This window comes from Acinetobacter sp. WU_MDCI_Abxe161 (assembly GCF_025514355.1).
In the GTDB taxonomy this organism is placed as follows: Bacteria; Pseudomonadota; Gammaproteobacteria; order Pseudomonadales; family Moraxellaceae; genus Acinetobacter; species Acinetobacter pittii_E.
This window is the reverse complement of record NZ_JAHPTU010000006.1, coordinates 19,630-40,863: the sequence shown is the minus strand read 5'-3', so window position 1 is coordinate 40,863 and position 21,234 is coordinate 19,630. Positions and strand designations below refer to the sequence as shown.

The 21,234-nt window shown below is 38.5% G+C and carries 25 protein-coding genes and 1 tRNA gene; 13 read left to right on the top strand and 13 right to left on the bottom strand.

Annotated features, from left to right (window positions below; genetic code table 11):
- Positions 1–21: 21 nt before the first annotated feature.
- Together KTI78_RS08575 and ycaC are read right to left on the bottom strand one after the other, a co-directional pair.
- Positions 22–996 carry a LysR substrate-binding domain-containing protein gene (locus KTI78_RS08575; RefSeq protein ID WP_239975280.1) on the bottom strand — a complete coding sequence of 325 codons (975 nt, stop codon included), beginning with the start codon at positions 994–996 and terminating at the stop codon, positions 22–24.
- A gap of 20 nt (positions 997–1,016) precedes the next feature.
- A complete protein-coding gene (gene ycaC / locus KTI78_RS08570; RefSeq protein ID WP_002052204.1) occupies positions 1,017–1,643 on the bottom strand; it encodes an isochorismate family cysteine hydrolase YcaC in 627 nt (208 codons plus the stop codon).
- A gap of 278 nt (positions 1,644–1,921) precedes the next feature.
- On the opposite strand from ycaC, the gene KTI78_RS08565 reads away from it, so the two are divergent.
- From KTI78_RS08565 to KTI78_RS08550, 4 genes are all read left to right on the top strand, one after another.
- A complete protein-coding gene (locus KTI78_RS08565) occupies positions 1,922–2,794 on the top strand; it encodes a pirin family protein (protein WP_200043440.1) in 873 nt (290 codons plus the stop codon).
- A gap of 440 nt (positions 2,795–3,234) precedes the next feature.
- The gene (locus KTI78_RS08560) at positions 3,235–4,533 is read left to right on the top strand and encodes an FAD-dependent oxidoreductase (protein WP_050501297.1); all 1,299 of its coding nucleotides are present in this window, start codon (positions 3,235–3,237) and stop codon (positions 4,531–4,533) included.
- Positions 4,534–4,537: 4 nt separating this feature from the next.
- A complete protein-coding gene (locus tag KTI78_RS08555) occupies positions 4,538–5,365 on the top strand; it encodes an SAM-dependent methyltransferase (RefSeq protein ID WP_262445811.1) in 828 nt (275 codons plus the stop codon).
- Between the two features lie 8 nt (positions 5,366–5,373).
- Positions 5,374–5,799 (top strand): GFA family protein, encoded by a 426-nt coding sequence (locus KTI78_RS08550; RefSeq protein ID WP_239967007.1) that lies wholly within the window; start codon positions 5,374–5,376, stop codon positions 5,797–5,799.
- A 228-nt stretch (positions 5,800–6,027) separates the two neighbouring features.
- Here KTI78_RS08550 and KTI78_RS08545 read toward each other — a convergent pair whose 3' ends face one another.
- The 3 genes from KTI78_RS08545 to KTI78_RS08535 all read right to left on the bottom strand — a co-directional run bounded on the left by KTI78_RS08545 (position 6,028) and on the right by KTI78_RS08535 (position 7,795).
- Positions 6,028–6,405: a hypothetical protein gene (locus tag KTI78_RS08545; protein WP_016142812.1), complete on the bottom strand. Its 378-nt coding sequence runs from the start codon at positions 6,403–6,405 to the stop codon at positions 6,028–6,030.
- A 307-nt stretch (positions 6,406–6,712) separates the two neighbouring features.
- A tRNA-Thr gene (locus tag KTI78_RS08540) sits at positions 6,713–6,788 on the bottom strand.
- A 92-nt stretch (positions 6,789–6,880) separates the two neighbouring features.
- On the bottom strand, positions 6,881–7,795 hold the full coding sequence (locus tag KTI78_RS08535) for a LysR family transcriptional regulator (protein WP_239975274.1): 915 nt from the start codon (positions 7,793–7,795) through the stop codon (positions 6,881–6,883).
- A gap of 101 nt (positions 7,796–7,896) precedes the next feature.
- On the opposite strand from KTI78_RS08535, the gene KTI78_RS08530 reads away from it, so the two are divergent.
- Together KTI78_RS08530 and KTI78_RS08525 are read left to right on the top strand one after the other, a co-directional pair.
- Positions 7,897–8,229 carry a nuclear transport factor 2 family protein gene (locus KTI78_RS08530; protein WP_262445808.1) on the top strand — a complete coding sequence of 111 codons (333 nt, stop codon included), beginning with the start codon at positions 7,897–7,899 and terminating at the stop codon, positions 8,227–8,229.
- Positions 8,226–9,008, top strand: coding sequence for an SDR family oxidoreductase (locus KTI78_RS08525; RefSeq protein ID WP_262445806.1), 783 nt, complete (start codon positions 8,226–8,228; stop codon positions 9,006–9,008). Before KTI78_RS08530 ends, KTI78_RS08525 begins: the two co-directional genes overlap by 4 nt.
- Before the next feature lie 51 nt (positions 9,009–9,059).
- Here KTI78_RS08525 and KTI78_RS08520 read toward each other — a convergent pair whose 3' ends face one another.
- Together KTI78_RS08520 and KTI78_RS08515 are read right to left on the bottom strand one after the other, a co-directional pair.
- Positions 9,060–9,389, bottom strand: coding sequence for a gamma-glutamylcyclotransferase family protein (locus KTI78_RS08520; RefSeq protein ID WP_262445804.1), 330 nt, complete (start codon positions 9,387–9,389; stop codon positions 9,060–9,062).
- 23 nt (positions 9,390–9,412) lie between these two features.
- Positions 9,413–10,657 (bottom strand): MFS transporter, encoded by a 1,245-nt coding sequence (locus tag KTI78_RS08515; RefSeq protein ID WP_262445802.1) that lies wholly within the window; start codon positions 10,655–10,657, stop codon positions 9,413–9,415.
- 141 nt (positions 10,658–10,798) lie between these two features.
- On the opposite strand from KTI78_RS08515, the gene KTI78_RS08510 reads away from it, so the two are divergent.
- On the top strand, positions 10,799–11,710 hold the full coding sequence (locus KTI78_RS08510; RefSeq protein ID WP_081172615.1) for a LysR family transcriptional regulator: 912 nt from the start codon (positions 10,799–10,801) through the stop codon (positions 11,708–11,710).
- Positions 11,711–11,716: 6 nt separating this feature from the next.
- Here the strand turns inward: KTI78_RS08510 and KTI78_RS08505 are convergent, their stop codons facing one another.
- Entirely contained in the window at positions 11,717–12,604 is an 888-nt protein-coding gene (locus KTI78_RS08505) for a DMT family transporter (RefSeq protein ID WP_262445799.1), read from the bottom strand.
- A gap of 228 nt (positions 12,605–12,832) precedes the next feature.
- Between KTI78_RS08505 and KTI78_RS08500 the strand changes: the two genes are divergently transcribed.
- Positions 12,833–13,576: a hypothetical protein gene (locus tag KTI78_RS08500; RefSeq protein ID WP_262445798.1), complete on the top strand. Its 744-nt coding sequence runs from the start codon at positions 12,833–12,835 to the stop codon at positions 13,574–13,576.
- Positions 13,577–13,598: 22 nt separating this feature from the next.
- Positions 13,599–13,991, top strand: coding sequence for a hypothetical protein (locus KTI78_RS08495; protein ID WP_262445797.1), 393 nt, complete (start codon positions 13,599–13,601; stop codon positions 13,989–13,991).
- Between the two features lie 45 nt (positions 13,992–14,036).
- Here the strand turns inward: KTI78_RS08495 and KTI78_RS08490 are convergent, their stop codons facing one another.
- Both KTI78_RS08490 and KTI78_RS08485 read right to left on the bottom strand, forming a co-directional pair.
- A complete protein-coding gene (locus KTI78_RS08490) occupies positions 14,037–15,038 on the bottom strand; it encodes an aldo/keto reductase (protein ID WP_262445796.1) in 1,002 nt (333 codons plus the stop codon).
- A gap of 111 nt (positions 15,039–15,149) precedes the next feature.
- Complete coding sequence (locus tag KTI78_RS08485) at positions 15,150–16,052, bottom strand: helix-turn-helix domain-containing protein (protein ID WP_262445795.1); 903 nt, start codon at positions 16,050–16,052, stop codon at positions 15,150–15,152.
- A gap of 770 nt (positions 16,053–16,822) precedes the next feature.
- Here KTI78_RS08485 and KTI78_RS08480 point away from each other — a divergent pair.
- A complete protein-coding gene (locus KTI78_RS08480; protein WP_262445794.1) occupies positions 16,823–17,371 on the top strand; it encodes a TetR/AcrR family transcriptional regulator in 549 nt (182 codons plus the stop codon).
- Positions 17,372–17,404: 33 nt separating this feature from the next.
- On the opposite strand, the gene KTI78_RS08475 is transcribed toward KTI78_RS08480, so the two are convergent.
- Entirely contained in the window at positions 17,405–18,079 is a 675-nt protein-coding gene (locus KTI78_RS08475; protein WP_239975264.1) for a hypothetical protein, read from the bottom strand.
- Between the two features lie 80 nt (positions 18,080–18,159).
- Between KTI78_RS08475 and KTI78_RS08470 the strand changes: the two genes are divergently transcribed.
- From KTI78_RS08470 to KTI78_RS08460, 3 genes are read left to right on the top strand one after another with little or no spacing between them, the layout of a single operon-like run.
- Entirely contained in the window at positions 18,160–18,522 is a 363-nt protein-coding gene (locus KTI78_RS08470; protein ID WP_032038659.1) for a hypothetical protein, read from the top strand.
- Positions 18,519–19,670: a DUF2515 family protein gene (locus KTI78_RS08465; RefSeq protein ID WP_262445793.1), complete on the top strand. Its 1,152-nt coding sequence runs from the start codon at positions 18,519–18,521 to the stop codon at positions 19,668–19,670. The genes KTI78_RS08470 and KTI78_RS08465 overlap by 4 nt, the downstream gene beginning before the upstream one ends.
- Complete coding sequence (locus tag KTI78_RS08460; protein ID WP_262445791.1) at positions 19,654–20,535, top strand: hypothetical protein; 882 nt, start codon at positions 19,654–19,656, stop codon at positions 20,533–20,535. The genes KTI78_RS08465 and KTI78_RS08460 overlap by 17 nt, the downstream gene beginning before the upstream one ends.
- A gap of 65 nt (positions 20,536–20,600) precedes the next feature.
- Here the strand turns inward: KTI78_RS08460 and KTI78_RS08455 are convergent, their stop codons facing one another.
- Together KTI78_RS08455 and KTI78_RS08450 are read right to left on the bottom strand one after the other, a co-directional pair.
- Positions 20,601–20,819, bottom strand: coding sequence for a DUF6500 family protein (locus tag KTI78_RS08455; protein ID WP_262445789.1), 219 nt, complete (start codon positions 20,817–20,819; stop codon positions 20,601–20,603).
- A 27-nt stretch (positions 20,820–20,846) separates the two neighbouring features.
- Positions 20,847–21,182 (bottom strand): winged helix-turn-helix transcriptional regulator, encoded by a 336-nt coding sequence (locus KTI78_RS08450; RefSeq protein ID WP_016142830.1) that lies wholly within the window; start codon positions 21,180–21,182, stop codon positions 20,847–20,849.
- Positions 21,183–21,234 lie beyond the last annotated feature (52 nt).

The following is a 21,234-nucleotide window of genomic DNA, read 5'->3' as shown; positions in this document are numbered from 1 at the left end:
ATTCATGACCGGTTTTTTTATTTAAGTTGGCAGATATCCTTCATGGCTTTCAGGTAAACGCCTAAGCTCATCAATCAATGTTTCAATGAGTTTTTCGACCACAAGGCGTTGTCCTTTTCGGGACACATAAACCAGTTGTAGCATACCAATATTAGACTTCCAGTCAGGAAGAATATGAACCAGTGTGCCTTTACGAATTTCAGATTCGACAGTTAAAAAGGGAAGGTCGGCAATGCCTAAACCATCCATCACGGCATAGTAAACGCCTGCCAAATCATTACTTTTGATTCGTGGTTGATAAGGGATATCAACCGATTCACCGTTGCGGATATTGCATAAATGCCAAATGTAATTTTGCTTTTGAGTTCCTAAGCTAATACTTGGAAATTCCTGTAATTCGGAATAATGCTCGATGGTGCGACCTTGCAGTAGTTCAGGGGAAGCCACTAGGCAGTGGTCGGTTTTAATCACATCACGAACAATTAAATTTGAATCTTCATTCGGTTCGAAATTGGTACGAATGGCGAGGTCGATATCATCATGCAGAATGTCTACTCGACGGCTCGTCAGCTCAAGCGATATTTCAACTTTAGGGTAGGTTTTTAGAAACTGATTTAAAATTTTTCTAATTTGAAAATGCATCATTAAGGGTGGACAGCTTACTTTTATTACTCCTTGCGGTTCACTTTTTTGTTTTAACAAAACGTTTTCTGCACATTCAACTTGAGCAATAACTTTGCAGCATTCCTCATAAAATTCTTGACCTAAATCGGTCACTTTAAAATGGCGGGTTGTTCTTTGAATGAGGCTCACATTAAATTTATTTTCAAGATCAATAATGCGTCGGCTGAGTTTCGATTTACTAATATTTTCAGCTTCACTGGCCGCACTAAAGCCGCCGTGTTTTACGACCAAATAGAAATAATAAAAATCATCAAAAGAGCTTATCAATGTCAGATCAATCCATTTAAATTTAAGATTAGAGCGCTTAGGCACTCTAATCTTAGCAATAGAACTTATTTTTGCGATGTATTAAAACTATAGCTGGTCATCAGGTTGCGGTAATCAGGAATATGATTTGAGAAGAGTGCACCTAGACCTTCCACATCATTACGCCAGTCACGGTGTAACTCACATGCCATACCGAACCAAGTCATAAGCTGAGCGCCTGCTTTTGACATACGGTCCCAAGCAGCGTCACGGGTTAATTCATTGAAAGTACCAGAAGCATCAGTAATCACAAATACTTCAAAACCTTCTGCGAGGGCAGATAAAGCTGGGAATGCCACACAAACCTCAGTGACCACACCAGCAATAATCAGTTGTTTCTTACCTGTCGCTTTGACCGCTTTTACAAAGTCTTCGTTGTCCCAAGCGTTGATTTGACCAGGACGTGGAATAAAAGGTGCATCTGGGAAAAGTTCTTTTAATTCTGGAACTAAAGGACCATTTGGACCGTTTTCAAAGCTGGTAGTAAGAATAGTCGGTAAATTGAAATATTTCGCCGCATCTGCAAGCGCTAATACGTTATTTTTAAATTTATCTGGGTCGATATCTCGAACTAAAGAAAGTAAACCTGCTTGGTGATCAACTAAAAGAACCGCAGCATTATCCTTGTCTAAGCGCACGTAATCTTGAGCCATTTTTTATTTCCTCGTGTTATCAAAATGAATAATCAAAAATTATTTGAGTAGGTCGTCATTGCCTAAAATTATGCTAGTTGAGTTTTATGTTGTGTTTAAGTCTAAAAAATAGGATTAAGAATTTTAAAAATAGGACGATCACTAAGAGACTTTCTGAAAAATTGAGATTGTCTCATATATGAAATAATGTGTTGCTAATCCTGATCTATAACCTGCAATTATTGAGGCGTAAAATCAATCTCAGTTCAAGAAAATCCTACATATATAGGAGAGATCAGATGAAGAAATTTCTTGGTGCATATCAAAATAACCACATGCATTGGGTGGGTGATGGTTTCCCTGTATATAACCTGTTCTCTTATGACCGTTTAGGCCAAACCCTAAGCCCATTTTTGTTACTCGATTATGCAGCGCCTTATAACTTCTCACCAACGACCGAACAGCAAGGTGTAGGTTCGCATCCTCACCGTGGCTTTGAAACAGTGACAATCGCCTATCAAGGTGAAGTGACTCATAAAGACTCAAGCGGTGGCGGCGGAACCATTAAAACTGGTGATGTGCAATGGATGACTGCGGGTGCAGGCGTGTTGCATGAAGAGTTCCATTCTCCTGAATTTGCAGAGCATGGTGGTCTTTTTGAAATGGTGCAATTGTGGGTCAATTTACCTGCTCATTCAAAAATGACGCCTGGAAAATACCAAGCAATAGAAGCGAAAGATATTCCAGACATTGCACTAGACGAGCACGGTAGTCATTTGCGTGTGATTGCTGGTGAATATGCAGATGCAAAAGGTGCAGCAACGACATTTAGTCCGTTAAATGTATGGGATGGTAAATTGGCTAAAGGCCAAAAACATACCCTTTATGTACCTGAAGGTCACACTACGCTTGTTGTGATATTAGATGGCGCAGTTGTGGTCAATGATGCAAATCGCCTTGAAGGTAAAACCGTTGCGATTTTGTCTCGTGAGGGTGTTGAGTTTAGTTTGAATGCAGAAGAAGATACTAAATTCTTAGTATTGACTGGCCAACCACTCAATGAACCAATCGAAGGTTATGGTCCATTCGTAATGAATACCAAAGCCGAGATTATGGAAGCGATTAATGATTTTAATCGTGGAAAATTCGGTTCAATTATGCAAGAAGCATAAATTGCTAAATGGCATTTGATTAAGCTCTAAAAGCAAAGTAATAAAAAGCCCGCTATCAAGTATGAATAGCGGGCTTTTTCGCTGTAAAGTTTCTATTTTTATGATGGTTTGCATTGTTGTTTCGGCATTGTTTTGTGTGATTTGCTTCTCATTATTATGAGTTAATAATATATTAAAAAAAGATGCTTGTAAAACGAATGATATAAATATAGTTAAATTATCTTATTTTATTTAAAAGATTTTTTTTAAATTTTTAAAAAATATAAGGTCTTATAGAGTTCTCTGGTTTTGTAAAAAAATATAAAAAATGAGACGAGTGAAGAGTTAAATATTTTCTATATAAATTGATGCAAAAAATAAAAATCTGGTAGTTTTTAATACGGTGTTTTTTTAGGGTATGAGTGATAATCAAAAAAATTCTCGAAAAATGGGACATCATTTTGAATATCGCAATTATTGGCAGTGGAATGGCAGGGCTTGCGGCAGCAAGAATTCTGAAAGATGCAGGGCATACGATCACGATATTTGAAGCACTTCCTGGCCGGGGAATGGATAGCCATAGCATTGAGTTCGATGGTGGAATTATTGATGCACCGCTACGTGTGATGAATCCTCACTTATGGAAAAATACACTTAGCCTTGCGGCTCATTTAGGCATTAAAACCTTCCCTGTTCGTACTTATATGTCTTGTAGCTGGTTATTCGAAGATCGTACGGAAACATGGTTAACGACTTCTCGTAGCCGTATTGGTAATTTCCCGATTATTAATAACCGTAAAGGCATCCAGCAATATGGCTGGCGTCTTGTGAAAGGGATGTTGCAATTAAAAACTGCGATTCACCAGTTTTTCAAATCTAAAAATCAAGATATTACCCTCGCTGAATTTATTAATCAGAACGATATTGAAGAAGTATTCTGGCATGGTGTGGTTATGCCAGTGCTTTATACAATTTGTACGTGTAATCCAAAAACAATTGGCGATTGGCCTGCAAAAAACTTACTTGAGTTTTTACGTCACTTAACTGATGGCGACATGCTGTTACGTATGAAAGGTGGCACACCAGCATTTGTAGATAGCTTGATTAAAGGCATCGATATCCATAGTGGATCGGCAATTAAGAAAGTTGAACTACAAGGCGAAAAAGTACTGGTTGAAAACAGCCAAGGTGAACAGAACTTATTTGATCGAGTGATTGTTGCAACCCCGACATCTAAAATCGATGAGTTTTTAAATCCTGAACAGTTTGCAGAAGATATGAACTTGCTTAAGCAATTCCGCTTTGAACAAGGCGATCTTGTGATTCATACCGATGCGACAGTCATGCCGCCACGCCGTAAAGACTGGTCAGTGTTGAGCTACATGATGGACCGTAAGTTTACACGTCAGCAATTCACGGTATGGATGAATGCGGTTGAGCCAACACTTGTGGGTAAAAATCCTGTATTCCAAACTTGGCGTCCAGTGGTTGATATTGACCCTAAGAAAGTGATTTCAAAAGTGACTTTAACGCGTGCGGTTGTAGACTCGCAAACGGTTGCTTTAAACAAAGAATTGCAACAACGTCATTTAGACCCAAGCCGTAAAGTATTTTACTGTGGTTCATGGTCGTGCGATGGCTTGCCAATTTTAGAGTCAGCAGTCACTTCTGCAATGCATATTGCTGAAATTTTAGGTGCACCTTTACCGTTTGTAGGTTTAAAACCTAAGGTAGAAGTTGCCCCAGAACTCGGCTACTAAAATTGTGAAAATAAAAGTTCGAGCAGCTCTCTCTCGACTCATTCCCCATAAATATGCAATTGATGCATCAAACTTGGGAGATGATGGGGAGCTTGCTTGGACAAATTTGGGTTTTTGGAAAAATACCCAAAACTATCGTGAAGCTTGTCGCCAATTGGCTGACCATTTGGCACAAGCTGTCAATTTAAATTCAAAAGATCATCTCTTAGATTTAGGCTGCGGACAGGGTGCAAGTTTGTTGCACTGGTTAAAGCATTATCAGCCTAAAAGCCTCAGTGCAGTTGACTTACAAGCCCAATGCGTTCATAAAATTCAAAAACTTATTCCCGAAATAAGTCAGATTTTCTGCGGTTCATTTTTAAATTTAAAACAATTTGAATTTAAACAAGGCTTCGATGTAGTGCTCTGTATTGATGCGGCTTATCACAGCAATTTAAATTCATTTCTAGATTCGGTTACACCAGTTTTAAATTCAAAAGGTCGATTAGGTTTTCATTACTTAATGCGTGCCGACTCATGTCAAAACATGACTGCCCTACAAGAACAAAAGCATCGGTATTTACTCAAAGCAGCAGACGTTGTTTGGGAGGCTGTACCAAATGAGAAAATGCTAAGAACTACCTTGGAACAACAAGGTTTTGTCGATATTCAAATTGAAGATTTATCCGAGCAAGTATTACTTGGTTTTTCACAGTATATTCAAAATCAGCAACCACAAAATCAAAGCCGAGGGTTGGCAAATTTTAAAATTCAAATGACTGCACAGTTATGCCAACAACTCTACCAAAATGGATATGTACGTTATATTCAAATTACAGCAATAAAAAAATAGGATGAGTCATGTCAGCCAAATATCAAGGATCGTGTTTGTGTGGAGCGGTGAGCTACCAAAGCGAAGCGGAGCCACGTTATAGCTTTAATTGCCACTGCCGGGATTGTCAGAAGGCCACAGGTTCAGCCTATGCACCCATCGCTTTTTTTCACCAATCTGAATTGAAAGTAAGTGGCGAGCTTAAATATTTTGAGTCTTTAGGATCTTCTGGCCGACCTATTAAACGAGCTTTTTGCCCCACTTGTGGTTCCCAGCTTTTTGGCTTACCTGAAATTGCCCCTGAAATGATTTCAATACGTGCAGGTACTTTGGATGACCCGAGTCTCTATCAGCCTAGAGCAGAGGTGTTTGTGAGCCAAGCCTATGCTTGGGATACACTGAATCCACAGCTTAAACACTTTGAAAAAATGATAGAGAAGAGAAAAGAAGGATAGAGGTAGTCTGACAAGCTCGTAAGCCTTTTCTTACAGACATTCGGGAAAATGACTTCTTTCTATGACCCTACAAATTACCTATGATGAACTCATCAGGAACAGGAAGTTCCGAAACGTAAAACAACAATAATAAGTTTAAGCATCAGGACGTGAGGTATTACAGGAAGTGTACCTAGTAACGAAATACGGAAAAAGCCCAACAGGATGTTGGGCTTTTTTCATTTTGTATTAATAAACTTGTTTTCCACCCAATGCTGCACAATCAACAGGTGTATTCCATTTCACCGCAGTACCTGTAAGTACGGGACGAACAATACGCCATGGCCAGAAGCCAAATCTTTGGCTTTGGTGATAATTAATCACTACATCTGCACCGTATTTACGAGCAATATTGGCTAATTTAGGTTTTACTTCTTCAAAACCCCCATAAGTTCCTTTTGCGGCTTTAATACGTTTAATAGATTTATAGTGCTCTGCTGAAGGAGTACCCTCAATTAAGCAAATAGGTGGGTTTGCAATAGTTTGTATTTGAGAAGCTGTATCTTGAGCAAATGCAGTTAAAGGTAAAGCTAGAAATAAAGTAGGTAAAATAAAACGGAGTCTCATATTTTTCCTTGTTAGTATCTTAATGAATTAAAGTTTATAAATAGGTCTTATGAACAGGTCCCTATTTGGTGGCGCATTATAATCTTATATTTTTAATATTTCTTATTTTAATATTATATTTTTTAATAAATTATAGGGGCTATATTTAGTTTTTAAAATAATAATTTTTTTAGAAATTTATTTTTAACTTCATATTTATAATAAATTTTTAGGTAAGTATATTTCTTCAAAACATGATGAATAGACTATGCCTAAAATTATAGACAACAAAAAACCCCATAAATCAAATATTCATGAGGTTTAATGATGGTGCCGGCACACGGATTCGAACTGTGGACCTACTGATTACAAGTCAGTTGCTCTACCAACTGAGCTATGCCGGCGATGTGGTGAGAATTTTACAGTTTCTTAAAAAAATTACAAGCCAAAAAATGAGCAGTTAGATGTTTTCTCATCTCTGATAATGGCAAACAGTTTAAAGAATGGGATAGGAAGGAATAAGTCGCTGTTCACGCGCTAAGTCAATGAAAGCACGTAGTGCAGCACTCGGATGTTTTCCTTGCGGATAATATAAACATAGACCCGCATAGTGAGGTGTCCACTCCTCCAAAACACGTATGAGTCGACCTTGTTCGATGAGAGGAGCTACAAACCAATGTCCTGTGTAAGCTAAGCCAATACCAGATAAAGCACTATCAATGGCTAACATATAGGTATCAATTGTAAGATGTCCTGAAACATCGACCGTTAAAGATTCATTGTTTTGAGTAAATTCCCATTTATAAATTTTACCGCTAGGTAATCGTAGGCGAATACATTCATGCTTTAACAAATCAGAAGGTATGTGGGGTATACCATGTGTATTTAGATACGCTGGTGTTGCAACTACTGCCATGCTTTGCTTAGGGCCTATTTCAATGGCAACCATATCTTGTGGGACGGTACTCGCGAAACGTATACCAGCATCAAAACCTTCTTTCACAATATCAATAAATTCTCCGTCAGAAACGAGATCAACTCGTACATCCGGATAGCGACGGATATATTCAATGATTACAGAATGCAGAATTTGCCGAGACATGCCTTCTTCTGCATTGATTCTTAATGTTCCTGAGGGAGTGGCACGACGGTCTAATGTCTCTTGAACAGCAAGATCAATTTGTTCCAAGGCTGGGGTAATACGATTTAAAAACTGTAGTCCTGCTTCGGTCAGTGAAACACTACGGGTTGTACGATTAAATAAACGTATCCCTAAATGATGTTCTAGCTGAGCAATATTTCGGCTGAGTGCTGAAGATGACATATCGAGTTCAACTGCTGCTGACCGAAAATTACGGTGGTTGGCAAGCGCAATTACCGCTTTTAGATCCGTTAGGCTAGTATTATTCATTGTCCCGATTTCTGCATTAATTCATCCCATATTATCCCTCTTATAACAAGAATCTTGTAGGGCTACAATCTAAAGCATCAATTTACATAAGGCTTAGATATATGGCTCACCAAATTTTATTGCCATCAATCATTCAACATTATTTTGAATCAGATCGGCAGACGGCAGAAGCAGTAGTTACTTGTTTTACAGAGCATGGAGTCGTGCGCGATGAAGGACACGAATATATAGGCCATAAGGCTATCTTAGGCTGGAAACAGCAAGCTTCGACTCAATACGAATATTATGCTGAACCACTGAGTATAGAGATGCAGAACGGAAAGTATGTGGTTTTGGCACATGTAGAAGGTAACTTCCCCGGTAGTCCGATCAACTTACATTATGCCTTCCAGTTAACCGATGAAAAAATTGAAGTATTGGAGATTACCGTATGAATTTTCCTTTACAACTCTTAGGAAAAAAGGCGTTAGTAACAGGTGGCAGTAAAGGAACAGGAGCCGCTGTTGTAAGAGCATTACATGAGGTGGGGGCGGAGGTCATGACCGCTGCTCGTCATCCTGTACAGGATTTACCACAAAGTGTGCATTTTATTGAAGCTGATTTAACTACAGCTAAAGGATGCAGTGAGGTAGTACAGGCTGTGCAGAAACACTGGGGGGAAATTGATATTGTTGTACACGTTTTAGGTGGTTCATCTGCTCCGGCAGGCGGATTTGCTGTATTGGGTGATGAGGAGTGGGAGCGAGAAATTAATTTAAATTTAATGCCTGCCATTCGTCTGGATCGGGCATTGATACCTCTGATGTTAGAGCAAGGTTCCGGTGTCATTATTCATGTAACTTCCATTCAGAGAGAACTGCCTTTACCAGAATCAACGACTGCATATGCAGCAGCAAAAGCGGCGTTATCTACATATAGTAAAAGTTTATCTAAAGAGATTTCTCCAAAGGGAATACGTGTTGTTCGCGTTGCGCCGGGATGGATTGAAACCGAAGCTGCTGTGGCTTTGGCAGAGCGTCTTGCACTCGAAGCAGAAACAAATTATGAAGGTGGGAAGCAAATCATTATGAATGCTTTGGGTGGAATTCCGTTAGGGCGCCCAAATAAACCTGAAGAGGTGGCAGATTTGATTACTTATCTGGTCTCTGAACGGGCTTCGGCGATTACGGGTACTGAGTTTGTGATTGATGGTGGTACAGTGCCGACTGTGTGAAATATAAAGATGCGTGCTATCTGCTTTTATGAAGACAGCACGCTGTTTGATTTATTGAGTTTTCAACACATAAATAAACGAATCAACACGTTCGCCACTATTTAAAGTGACTTGCACAGGTATTCTTTTATAGCCTTCACCTTCAAAGTCATCGAGTAATTTCCAGTTTGCGTCTAAATGCTCTGAGCTAAAAACAAAACCTTGCACTTGATCGCTACTATCATCGAGTACAATTCCCGGATAGCCTAAATCTGCTCCCCAGCCTTCATTGCGCAAGCTTCCGTTTACCCAACCTTCTGACCATTGTCCGCCAATATTTTCAAGTATATGTGCATTAGGACGACCTGGGCCTAAAGTGCCATAAACAAATAAACTCGACATGTGATTTTCCTTTACCTTAAAAATTAATGCGCTTTCGCGTGTGTGGTATAAACCGCTAAAAATATTCCAAATAATGAAAGTACGACGGTTAGAGCTACAATTGCATTCCATCCGCCGTGGAGCCAAAACCAACCGCCCGCCGAGCCGACAATACTTGAACCCATATAGTAAAAAAGTAAGTAAAGCGAACTGGCGTGGGCTTTAGCTTGTTTACTTTCAGCACCTACAGAACTACTTGTAAGTGAGTGGGTAATAAAGAAACCCGTAGTAATAAATGCAATGCCAATAATAATGCTGAAAAGAGAGGTGAGTAGGGTCATGAGGCTACCCACAATCATGAGTGCAAAGCCACTCATCATCATGGTTTTTTTACCGAAACGCTCGGCTAAGCTACCTGCCAATGATGAAGACACCATGCCAAAGCTATACGACAAGAAAATAAGGCTAATTTGCGTCTGACTGAGTGAATAAGGCGCTCCACTTAAACGGAAAGTCGCATAGTTAAACAAGGTCACAAACACACTCGTGAGCAAGAACCCAATGGCAAACAGGCGTAATAGTTTTGTATTGGTTAAATGGGTACGCCACATTTCCATGTGAAACCCTAAATTCAGCCCTTTTTTCTGTACAAAATTACGTGAGGCTGGCAGTAGATTGACGAAGGCGATTGAGCAAATAAAACAGATTGCCCCAAGTAAACCTAAAGCTGTGCGCCATGAAAAATACTCAATTAAAATACCCATGCCGACACGGCCCATCATGCCACCAAAAGCCGTACCTGCAATATATAAACCCATGGTTTTACCCAAGTGTTCAGGTGCAATTTCTTCGGCAATCCATGCCATAGTGACTGCGGGTACACCACCAAGCAGCAAACCTTCTAGAGCACGCGCCATCAGCAAACTGTGCCAGTTCGGGGTAAACATTGAGACAATATTTAAAATTGCGGCACATAACATGGATGTAAAGATCACGCCACGACGGCCAATCGCTTGTGAAAAGGCACTCGATAGCACAATTGAAATTGCTAAAAAGGCCGTCGTTAATGACAGGGCTAAAGAGCTACTCGCAGGGCTAATGTGGAAACTTTGGCTAAATGCAGGCAACAGCGGCTGTACACAGTAAATTAAAGAGAAGCTAGCAAAGCCAACCAAGAATAAAGCAAATCCTGCATGCTTATAGGCTTTAGTGCCTTTGTGAATCCACTCGCGGGACAGAACAGAAGTTGTCTCAGTGCCTAAGGTACTGGGTGTAGATGAAGAGCTCATATCATGACCATGACAGAAAGAAAGTGCATCGCTTTGGGGGGCATACTGCATCGAGAAAATTCGATAAATTAAAATTAGCAATTTAGAAGGTATTTTTCTAATATATTTAACAATAGGTCATGATATGTTTTATATATAGCGATGGAACTCAGGCATATACGCTACTTTTTAGCGGTAGCAGAAGAAAAAAACTTTACTAAAGCTGCACAGCGCTTAAACATGAGTCAGCCGCCTTTAAGCATGCAAATAAGAGACTTAGAAGAAGAGCTGGGTGCAGATTTATTTATTCGATCTCCACATGGGGTAGAGCTAACTGAAGCTGGGCTTGCCTTTTTAAATGCCATTCAGCCCGTACAGCAGCGTGTGGAAGATGCAGCGAACCTTGTTAAACAAGTGGCAAATGGCGAAGTCGGCCAATTAAGATTAGGCTTTACAGGGACTTCAATGTTGAACCCTTTAATTCCTAAATGTGTTCGCTATTTTCAGCAGCAATATCCGAAAGTGAATTTAAAGCTTGAAGAAGCCAATACTTTACTGCTCATCGATTTATTGCTTGAGGATCGTTTAGATGTCGCGATTATTCGCTCACCTCGCAACATTCCAGACAGTTTAATTATTCAAGAATTATTGGCAGAGCCACTTATTGCTGCTTTGCCTTCCGAGTCTTTTCAACTTGACGATGCATCACCAGAAATTGATCTGACGGCACTACGAGAGCTTGATTTTATTGTCTCACCGCCTTCCATTAGCGCAGGGCTTTTTGATGCGATTAAACAAGCCTGCCATGAGCGCGGCTTTGAACCAAAAATTGGACAAAATGCCCCACAAATTGTGTCGATTTTATCGTTAGTATCTGCAAACTTAGGGGTGTCTTTGGTTCCCGAGTCGACCAAACAATTGCAAATACAAGGCGTGGCTTATCGCTCTTTGAAAGCGCCTGTACCTACGGTGGGTTTGGGGCTTGCTTATAAAAAACACGCCCCTTCACAAATGGCGATTAACTTTGCCAGTGTGGTGCAAGTGGCTTGTCACCACGCAGACGAATATCAATGAAATCGGCTAGCTTGTTTTTGGCATTTTGTTCATTAAAAAAATGCCTGCAATAATAAAAATCGCACCATATAAAAACGATAAAGTTGGCTGTTCATGAATGAAAACCCATGCCATAAGCGCTGCAAAAATGGGTTCTGAAAGCTCGGTCACTTGTACTTTTGCGGCACTCATATAAGACAACGCTTTGGTGGTGCAGAAAAAGCCGAGGATGGTCGGCAGCACAGCTAAACCAATCAAACCTAAAACAATGTCACTATTAAAATTAATGCTGTGAAAATTAATTAAAAACGGAACGGCAAGATAAACACTGCCAAACAGCAATAAATACTTGGTTAGAAACAGCCCGCCGTTTAATTTGAACTTTTTAACTAAAACCGAAAATAGGCCATAACCTGTGCCAGCAATAGAAGCGTTAATCAGCATTAAAAGGCTATTTTCACCTTTCCACGAAATGATGCTAATACCCGCGACAGCCAATAATGTTCCAATAAGAGAATGAATGTAGATACTTTCTTTTAAAATAAACCGACCAAAAAATAGGGCAGAGATGGCAGCCGAAGCCATGAGTACCACCACAACATTAGCTGCTGCACCGTGGTTGTAGGCAATGGTTTCGAAAAAGAATAAAGAGAAAATCCCTAAAAAAGTACATATGGCAATTTGAGTAAAAACGCTGAGTTTACTTGGCGTGCTGCTAATGTATGCAATCTTTTGGCTAACAGGAACTTTAAATAAAAACACACTTAAAAAGAAAAAGGCGATGATGGTTTTTAAAAAGGCAATATCTTGTGGGCTTAAACCGCTGTGCATGAGTAATTTACTAATTACGCCAATAGAGGCATTAAGTGCAGCCGCACAAAGTGCAAATAGGGTTCCAATAATTAAATTATTCACTCTTATAATTCTTCCTAAGTTTTACGCATGCAGTCTACATTATTTTATGGTTGAATATTCAACTAAAATAACCGGTTACTGCTTCATATTTATAAAGATTTATTCTGAATTTATTTAATAAACTTTATTAAAACCTAAATGCTTGTAATAGACTTTTGTTTCAGAGAATTGTGATTTATAGAGCTTACTCATATTATATAATTAGTTAATTATTAAAGAATTTTAAAAATGATTAAATCGATTATTTCAGGTTGCGCGGTTCTCACACTTTCGGCATTGGCGGTGACTCATGCAGAGTTTTCTTTTGAACAAGAACTACAGCAAAGCTGTAATAAAGTGAAGCAATACGCGAGTTTAGGTAAGAAAAACTACGACCAAAAACAATATAAAAAAGCCTTAGAAAATTTCCAAAATCAAGCCTCTTGGACAGCATTTTGTAAAGCCAATGCAGATGAAACCACGGTTAAATTTACTGACCGCGATGTTGAAGTTGCCAACAATAACGTGGGTTTAGCCTATGCAAAACTGGGTCAGCCACTTTGGGCAAGAGCATGGTTCATGCTTGATGAAAAATCAAAGTCGAGTCAGTTTAATCTTAAGCAATTACCAACACCTAAAGCCTCAAATGACTTGTCTGGTGAATATGTGCGTTACTCGGGTTTTGGCGAATGGGATCACATCACGGTAAGCCGTAAGCAGGGCCAATATGCAATCAGTTATGCCGGTTTATATATGGGACTTAGAAGCTTAATTTATGGTCCGAACATGGGCGAGTTTGACACCAAAATGCCGACTAATAAAAAGCAAACGGTTTATAAAAATGAAGACTGTCGCATTCAACTCGATTTTAAATCTAATGTGAAATTAGGAAATTATATTCAGGTCAAACAAAACGAGGGTAACTCGGGTTGTGGCTTTGGACATAACGTATATGCAGATGGCACGTATTTAAAAGTTGAGGCTGGGAAATAACATTAAGAATATAGGGAATTAAATGATGAATAGATTTGCACGAATACTCTTACTTTCTACGATTGCGATTTCATCTCAAATTTATGCAGAACCAACCAGCACATGCAAAGAAGTGAAATTCCAAAAAACCGATGAGGCGTGGAGTGGGCACTATTATTTAAATGGCGTGATGGAAGTTGGTTCGGAACTTTTACTTCAACCAAATGGTAAGTTTAAATGGATGTTGGCGGTGGGTGCTTTAGACCAATATGCCGAAGGCACATGGTGGAAAAATGGTGACTGCATTGGTTTAAAACCAGAGGCTAAATTTAAAAAGAATTTAAGTATTTTTCCTGAAAGCCTAACGATTTCTGACAAGTCCTTAGACGCAATTTGGGAAGGTGGACGCCAGCAAGGCACATATAGCAAAGACTAAATAAAAAAGTCCGACACTGAGTCGGACTTTTTTATAGCTTAAATTTTAGTGATTCACCGCAGCAAGTTGCTGAGCGTTATAGCGTGCGCCCATGTTTGGATATCTCGCAATAATCGCGTCGATTTCTGCCAAATCTGCCGCTGTTAAAACAAGATCTACAGCGCCAGCATTTTCCACAAGTCGCTCGATTTTACGCGTACCCGGAATTGGAATAATGTCATCACCTTGCGCCAAAATCCAAGCCAAAGCCAGTTGAGCCGCTGTTGCGTTTTTGCTTTGGGCAAATTCACTAAATGCTTGCGCCAAGCTTTGGTTATTTTTCCAGTTATCGCCTTGATAACGTGGTAACTGGCGACGGAAATCGTTTTCGTCTAGGCTACCCACATCAAGCGTATTGGTAATTAAACCACGCGATAACGGAGAATACGGCACAAGGCTAATGCCTAATTCGCGTATGGTTTGCAAATGGGTTTGCTCAAACTCACGGGTAAGCAATGAATATTCATGTTGAACCGCTGCAATCGGGTGAATTGCATGCGCTTTACGAATGGTTTCAGCCGACGCTTCACTAAGTCCTAAATAACGTACTTTACCTTGTTTCACCAAGTCAGCCATTGCGCCAATGGTGTCTTCAACTGGAATGTTAGGATCTATGCGATGCGCATAATACAAATCAATCACGTCTGTATTTAAACGTTTTAAACTGTTTTCGACCGCAACTTTAATCCATTCTGGAGAACCGTCGATATAAGACTCTAAAGAATTTTGTGGGTTAAGGTTGTCTTCTTTATAGCGAAAGCCAAATTTGGTCGCCAAGAACACTTTGTCGCGATGTTTTTCTAAAACTTTTGAGAGCAAAACTTCGTTTGCGCCGTTGCCGTACATGTCGGCGGTGTCCCAAAAGTTAATGCCGAGGTCTAATGCCTTTTCTAGAGTGGCAATGCTTTGTGTGTCGTCTGATGCACCATAGGCAAAGCTCATTCCCATGCAACCTAAACCAAGTGCTGATACTTTTTCACCTGTTTGTCCTAAAGTTCTATATTTCATTTTTCACACTCTTTTTGCAAAATCACTTGAGTAGAAAAACTATAAAATGCTTTGGCTGAAATTGACGTATAACATTCAAACCAATAATTATAAAATTCAAACAATCTGTTTTTAAGCAACACAGTCTTCGCGGAACTTCTTAGGCGAAAAACCTGTATTTTTCTTAAAGAAATTAGTGAAATATGCTGAATATTCAAAGCCCAAGCTATAGGCAATTTCGGAAATATTCCAACTGGTGTGTTGTAGTAGTGCTTTGGCTTCTTGAGTAATGCGCGAGCTAATATGCTCAGATGTGGTTTTACCTGTCGCTTCTTTTACAGCTCGGTTTAAATGGTTTACATGCACTGACAGACCATAGGCATAGTCATTTGCAGTTTTGAGTTTAAGCTGAAAATGGGGCGAGTCGATCGGGAACTGACGTTCTAATAGTTCAAAGAACAAATGGCAAATCCGAACCGCAGCATTGCTATGTTTTTCAAACTGTTGGGTCGGTTGCATTTTCATAGCTTCGTGCACAATCAGGTGCAAATAGTTTCTTAAAACGTTGTATTTATGAATATAGTCTGAATTTATTTCATTCATCATCTTTTTGAAAATAAATGAAATTTCCTCAACTTGTTGGTCGTTTAAAAAATATAGCGGGTCGCCGTCGACTTTAAATAGCGGTGAGTCTTTTAAAAAACTTTGTCGCGATTCTTGGTTTACAAACTCTTCGGTAAATAGGCAAAACCAGCCTGCCTGTTCGGGCGAATTAATTTCCCAAGCGTAGGGAACCATGGGGTTTGAAAACAGTAAAGCAGGGCGGTCGACCCGTATCCAGCGGTTAGCGTAGTGAAGGTCGCCTGTACCCAAAACCAGTGAAATTTTATAATAATCGCGGCGGCTATAAGGCGTGAGAAACGAGCAGGCATCGCGTTGGAACACGTTAAAATGTCCAAACGAAGTCGATGGAATCGAGTAATCGCTATCTCTGGTTAAAGAAAAGCGGCGATAAAAATCATGTATGGTTTCCATGTCTTTGCCTACGTGTGTTATCAAATTATTTAAAGTTATAAAATTCAAACTTTATTTACTGTAGCTTTTATTTATAGCGCGATCAATCGGGTCATTTAAGCGGTTTGAAAATGAATGATAAATTAACAATGAAATGACCGGACAAACTAAACTTTAAGAAAATATATTGTTAAATCACTATACCAATGAAAAATAAAAATAATCTTTATAAATGAATAGCCAATATCACATTGACACTCCAAAACACGCGGATTATCCTTTGCCTGCTGGCCACATTGCCAGCCGGTTTTAGCAGACCGAGGTACAGTGCATCAGATTTAATCCTTCTGAGGATGGAGTCTGCTTGTATTCCACTCGTCTCCCTGACGTTACGTTATGGTAGGGCGGAGGGGGGACACCTTCGGGTGTGCTGGTTCTGTACCCAGTCTGCTAACCCCCTTTCGTTCTGCCACCATCTTTTAGCAGAGATAGGCAGAATCCTTATTTGTACAGGAATCCGTCATATGCGTACTATTTCATCTCTCTCATTGGCAACCATTGCCAAAATCTTTGACTCTATACCCAACTGGTCTTTAAAACGGTTTAACCGACTTTAGGTTTTAAGCCATAGGTCATTACGCCTAAAAAATCATAGCAACAATAAAACCTGAGATAGGCGAGCACACCTTTTTGTGTGACTTACCCATGCCTGTTTTTAGCGCTCAATTTAAGAGTGACGGCATTTCTATCTCATTCACATACAACAAAAAATTATTTTTAACGGTATAAAAATGCCAAATTTAGAATCTTCATTTAGAGCATTACGCGTGCTCCACGCTGCAAAAGATTTATTTAATCAACATGGGTTTTACATCGGGGTCGATCGAATCGTTGAGGAAGCCAAAATTCCTAAAGCCACCTTTTATAACTATTTTCACTCCAAAGAAAGGCTCATTCAGATGAGCTTAACTTTTCAAACAGATGCATTAAAACATGAGGTGTTTTCAATTATTCACTCTTACAGTGAACTCATGGCCTTCGCTAAACTCAAGAAAATCTACTTTTTACATGCAAACTTAGAGGGCTTTTATCGGTTGCCATTTAAAGCGATTTTTGAAATTGAAAAGCTTTATCCAACGGCCTATAAAATCGTGACTGAATACCGAAACTGGTTCATTAAAGAAATTCATAAACTACTTTTAACTGTAAAGCCTGATTCTACAGTTGAAGATGCGCACATGTTTTTGTTTGTGATTGATGGCGCGATGGTTCAGCTTTTGGGGACCAATAACACTGATGAAAGGGATGCATTACTCGACTATTTTTTAAGTCGGGTTTGATGGGGGAAGGCCTGACAGGAGTTGGGTCAGCTTTTAAAGATTACTTATTTTATTATTCAGTGTATTAGAGTCATTATTTAAATATTCTCCAAAAAAATATTCATCTTTAGTTTGAAAGAAGAAGTTAAATTCTTTGCTCATCATAGAATCATGTTGAGCTTGTTTATGAAAGATAGGAGATATTTGGTTTAAATAGTAATAAATACAGTCAGCCGTATTATTAAATACATTTAATGGTTTTAAGCTGGAATATAACTCTGTAAGTGCATTAATGATAGGTCGAATATCTGGGTTAAATGTCCATAGTAAAATTTCATTTTTCTCACATCTAATTACTTCATATTCTTCTAGTTTATTAGGTTGAATTGAGTAAAGTTGAGCTCCATTTTTACTATAAGTTGAATATAATAATTTTGTGATTTCTAATTGTGAATGTGTGATTTCTTGTTCACGCATTAATTTAGATGTCTTCAATAAATTTGGTAGCTCATGAATGTTCTGTTTCGTAAACTTATCGAAAGAATGTATAACATTTTGGATAAGGTTTAATTCGCCAGTTCCTGTAATAATACCGTTTTCCCATGGAAAGAGCTTTTGAATACCATCTTGATATAAATATGAACCATTATCCTGATACGGTATAGTACTGCGAGTATCTGCCGCAATTACAATACTATCATCAAGTTGAATAGCAAGAATAAAGGTCATAACATTAAGAGTGTTAAGTTAATTTTCATGGAATCTATTTTAGGAAGACAAATAAATTTTTACCAGATAAGGTTTTGTATATGGCTGGTGGTTCTCAGATCATTATTAATAAAAACGGTATTACATTAATTACTCCCGCAAAATTTGAGGTCAAAGCTGGACAACACCTATTTAAAGGTGGAGCTGAAGTCGGGGTAAATATTCAAGGATTACCCGCTTATGAGGCATATAACGAGAAGTTCCAAATGTTATTACCTTCGGGTGAACCCATGAAAAAAGTAGATTATAAAATTTCTACCGATGGAAATGAGTACATCTCCCAAGCAGATGACAAGGGAAGATCTAAACGTATTCATTCTTCTAAGGAAGAAAATTTAAAGTTGGATTTAAATTGGATAAGTTTCGAGGCTGATTCTGCTGACAATGATGGTGATGCTAAATGAGTGGAAGTCTTGATTGGGACAGTAATACCAATACTACGGAAAATAGCTGTAAAACCGTTCAATGTGACTGCTTAACTTTCTGGGAAATTTATCAACAAGAGGCCATAAAAAGAGTTTCTAATCTTAAAAGTGCAAATCATTACAAACTTGAACCTGGATATGAGGCTAGAGCAAGGCGTATTGCTTCTGTCTATGCCAGAATTTATTTAGAACAAGAAATCTCAGGAACGAAATTATTTAGAGGTCGTTATTATTGGATGGGGCTTGGGGCATTTGCCTCTAAGACCGTCGCTGCTATCTTTAAGCATGGATTAACTGCATGGGGATATAAGTGGGCACCTGTGATTTCTGGTGCCGTAGGCGGTGTTTTAACAGCCCCTGTAATTAACTCTATGATTCGAGACCCAGTACATTCTTTTGCTAAGGGCAATTTATGGTTATTTATGGATATTGCACCATGGCACTATGCATGGAGTGCTTCTTCAGCCTCCTTTAAAAGTTGTATGAAAGCCCGAAAAGTATCTGGTTTTAAACATATTAAAAAAGAAGTTGAGAATTTGCCTTGGTCTAACTCCTTATCAGTTATTAAACAATTAGGATGGACTGACCAGATAGAAGAGGGTTTTGGGTATTTACCTGATATTGAAAGTACTTTCAAGCGAGCAGGGAAAACTCGAAACGATAATTTTAAAACGGCCGCTAAAAACCTTTTTGACCACCTAATGGCGATAGCAGTTCAAGAACAATATAATATTTTACAAGAACTTGTGTGGAAGGAGTGGAAAGTACAGAAACAAGCTTCTTTGCAACGTATTACAGGTTTACCCGATAGTACTCTTGTTTTAACTAGTGATTACGGGGCCGATGCAGTTAAACCTAATAAGCAAGGACAGTATAAAGGGCGTCATGCAGGGGTTCTATCCCAATTACCTGAAACAGTTTATAGCGAACCATTAGAAGGTACACAAGTTGAAGTTTATGATAGTCGTATGAAATGGATTAAAGTTGCAGCAGCTAAGTATCATCGATTAATGCAAAGCGATAAAGGAAGAGACTTTTTAGAAAAAGAATTAGAAACTATTGCAGGATGGGGAAATAGCAAAGCAGAGTTTAAAGTAGGGAAAGATAGTAATGATGGCAAAATTTAAACAATATTTCCTAATCTTTATTTTTGGATTATTACTTTCCGCTTGTCAGCCAACATCAGAACATAATGAGAATTTGACTATGAATCAGCAAGCCTACACTTTGCATATGGGTGAACAAGGTATTCAAGATTTTACAAAATATAGTGATAGCAATGTCGATAATCATCCAGCTGGCGTTAGCTTTAGAGAACTTCAATTTTCTCCTCCTAACTTAGGAAAAATAACTATAGAGAATGGTTCTAACACTTTATCGATTGAGCATGTTTTCTCTGTTTTAGGAACTCAATATGATAAAAATGAAGGGATCCAAGTTTTAGATATTGATGCTGGCCTCACAAAAGAAGAATTTGCTACCTCAGAGCAGGTTTATCAAAGCTATGTAGCTTTAATGAAACGTATTAATCAGGCTGGTTGGAAAAACTATTTCTTTACAGATGCTCCGCGTATCGCTAAAGAAGATAATATTAAGCATCTATCGAAAAGTCGTGATGTCATTGACCCGAGTTATATTTTTAGCTTTGAGGAGTGGAAAAATATAATAAACAACAGCCCGACAAAATCATTGGGTTATAGGTTGTATGCTAATGGAGTTATTTTAGATATCAGTTTAAAAAGAACAGCTAAGAATGAGCGGAATGAAGAACAATATATGCTTAGATTTAGCTTTCAGAGTGTTCGATACAATGAAAGAGACTCAATTTCTGACTCTGATAAAATGACGCCTATTGAGTTTGAGCAAGCGTTTAAAAAGAGATTAATTGAAAATAAAAAATATCGGGAAAAGGAAGAGAGAAAAGCTAAGGCTGAAGGTTATCATATCGATGAAGAATATACAGATCCTGATGTTTGGCCTTATGTTAAGTAAATCTTTTTAAAATAATGAAAAGGCTTAAACTACTTAAATTTAAGTCTTTTCGAATAATCTTAATTTTAGTGCTCACTCAAAACTAATTGTTTAATCTTCACAGCTTTCTCAAAGTGATCTAATTTATGCAACATAATCCACCAATGCGCTGCTTCCATTAGTAACTCAGGGTTATCATTCTTATTTTTAAAAAAAGCATAAAAAGATAGACCGACATTGTCTCCCTTCTTTTCAATTTTTTCGTCGCATCCTTTAACAAAAATTTCTCTTAATTCATTTCTCATATTTAGTATCACTTCAAATCTATAAAACTAAGACGGCTTATTGCGCTCGCCCCATTCACACATCATATCTAACAAAGGAATTAAAGACTGTCCTCTTTCAGAAAGGCGATACTCAACTTTTGGCGGAATTTGAGGATATTCCTTACGAATAATTAGTCCATCTCTTTCCAATTCTTTAAGTGTATTGCTGAGCGTTCTAAACGAAATATTGCCAATGCAGCGTTGCATCTCGTTAAAACGCATGACGGTTTTTCCATACAGCCAATACATAATAATCATTTTATATTTGCCATTAATCAAAGAAAGGGTGTACCCAAAGCCCGTATCTTCTAATGGGGTATATGACGGAAGGCAGTCGTCCATTTTTAAAATCCATACTATCTTTTAGTATAGTATATAACATAAATTACCGTAC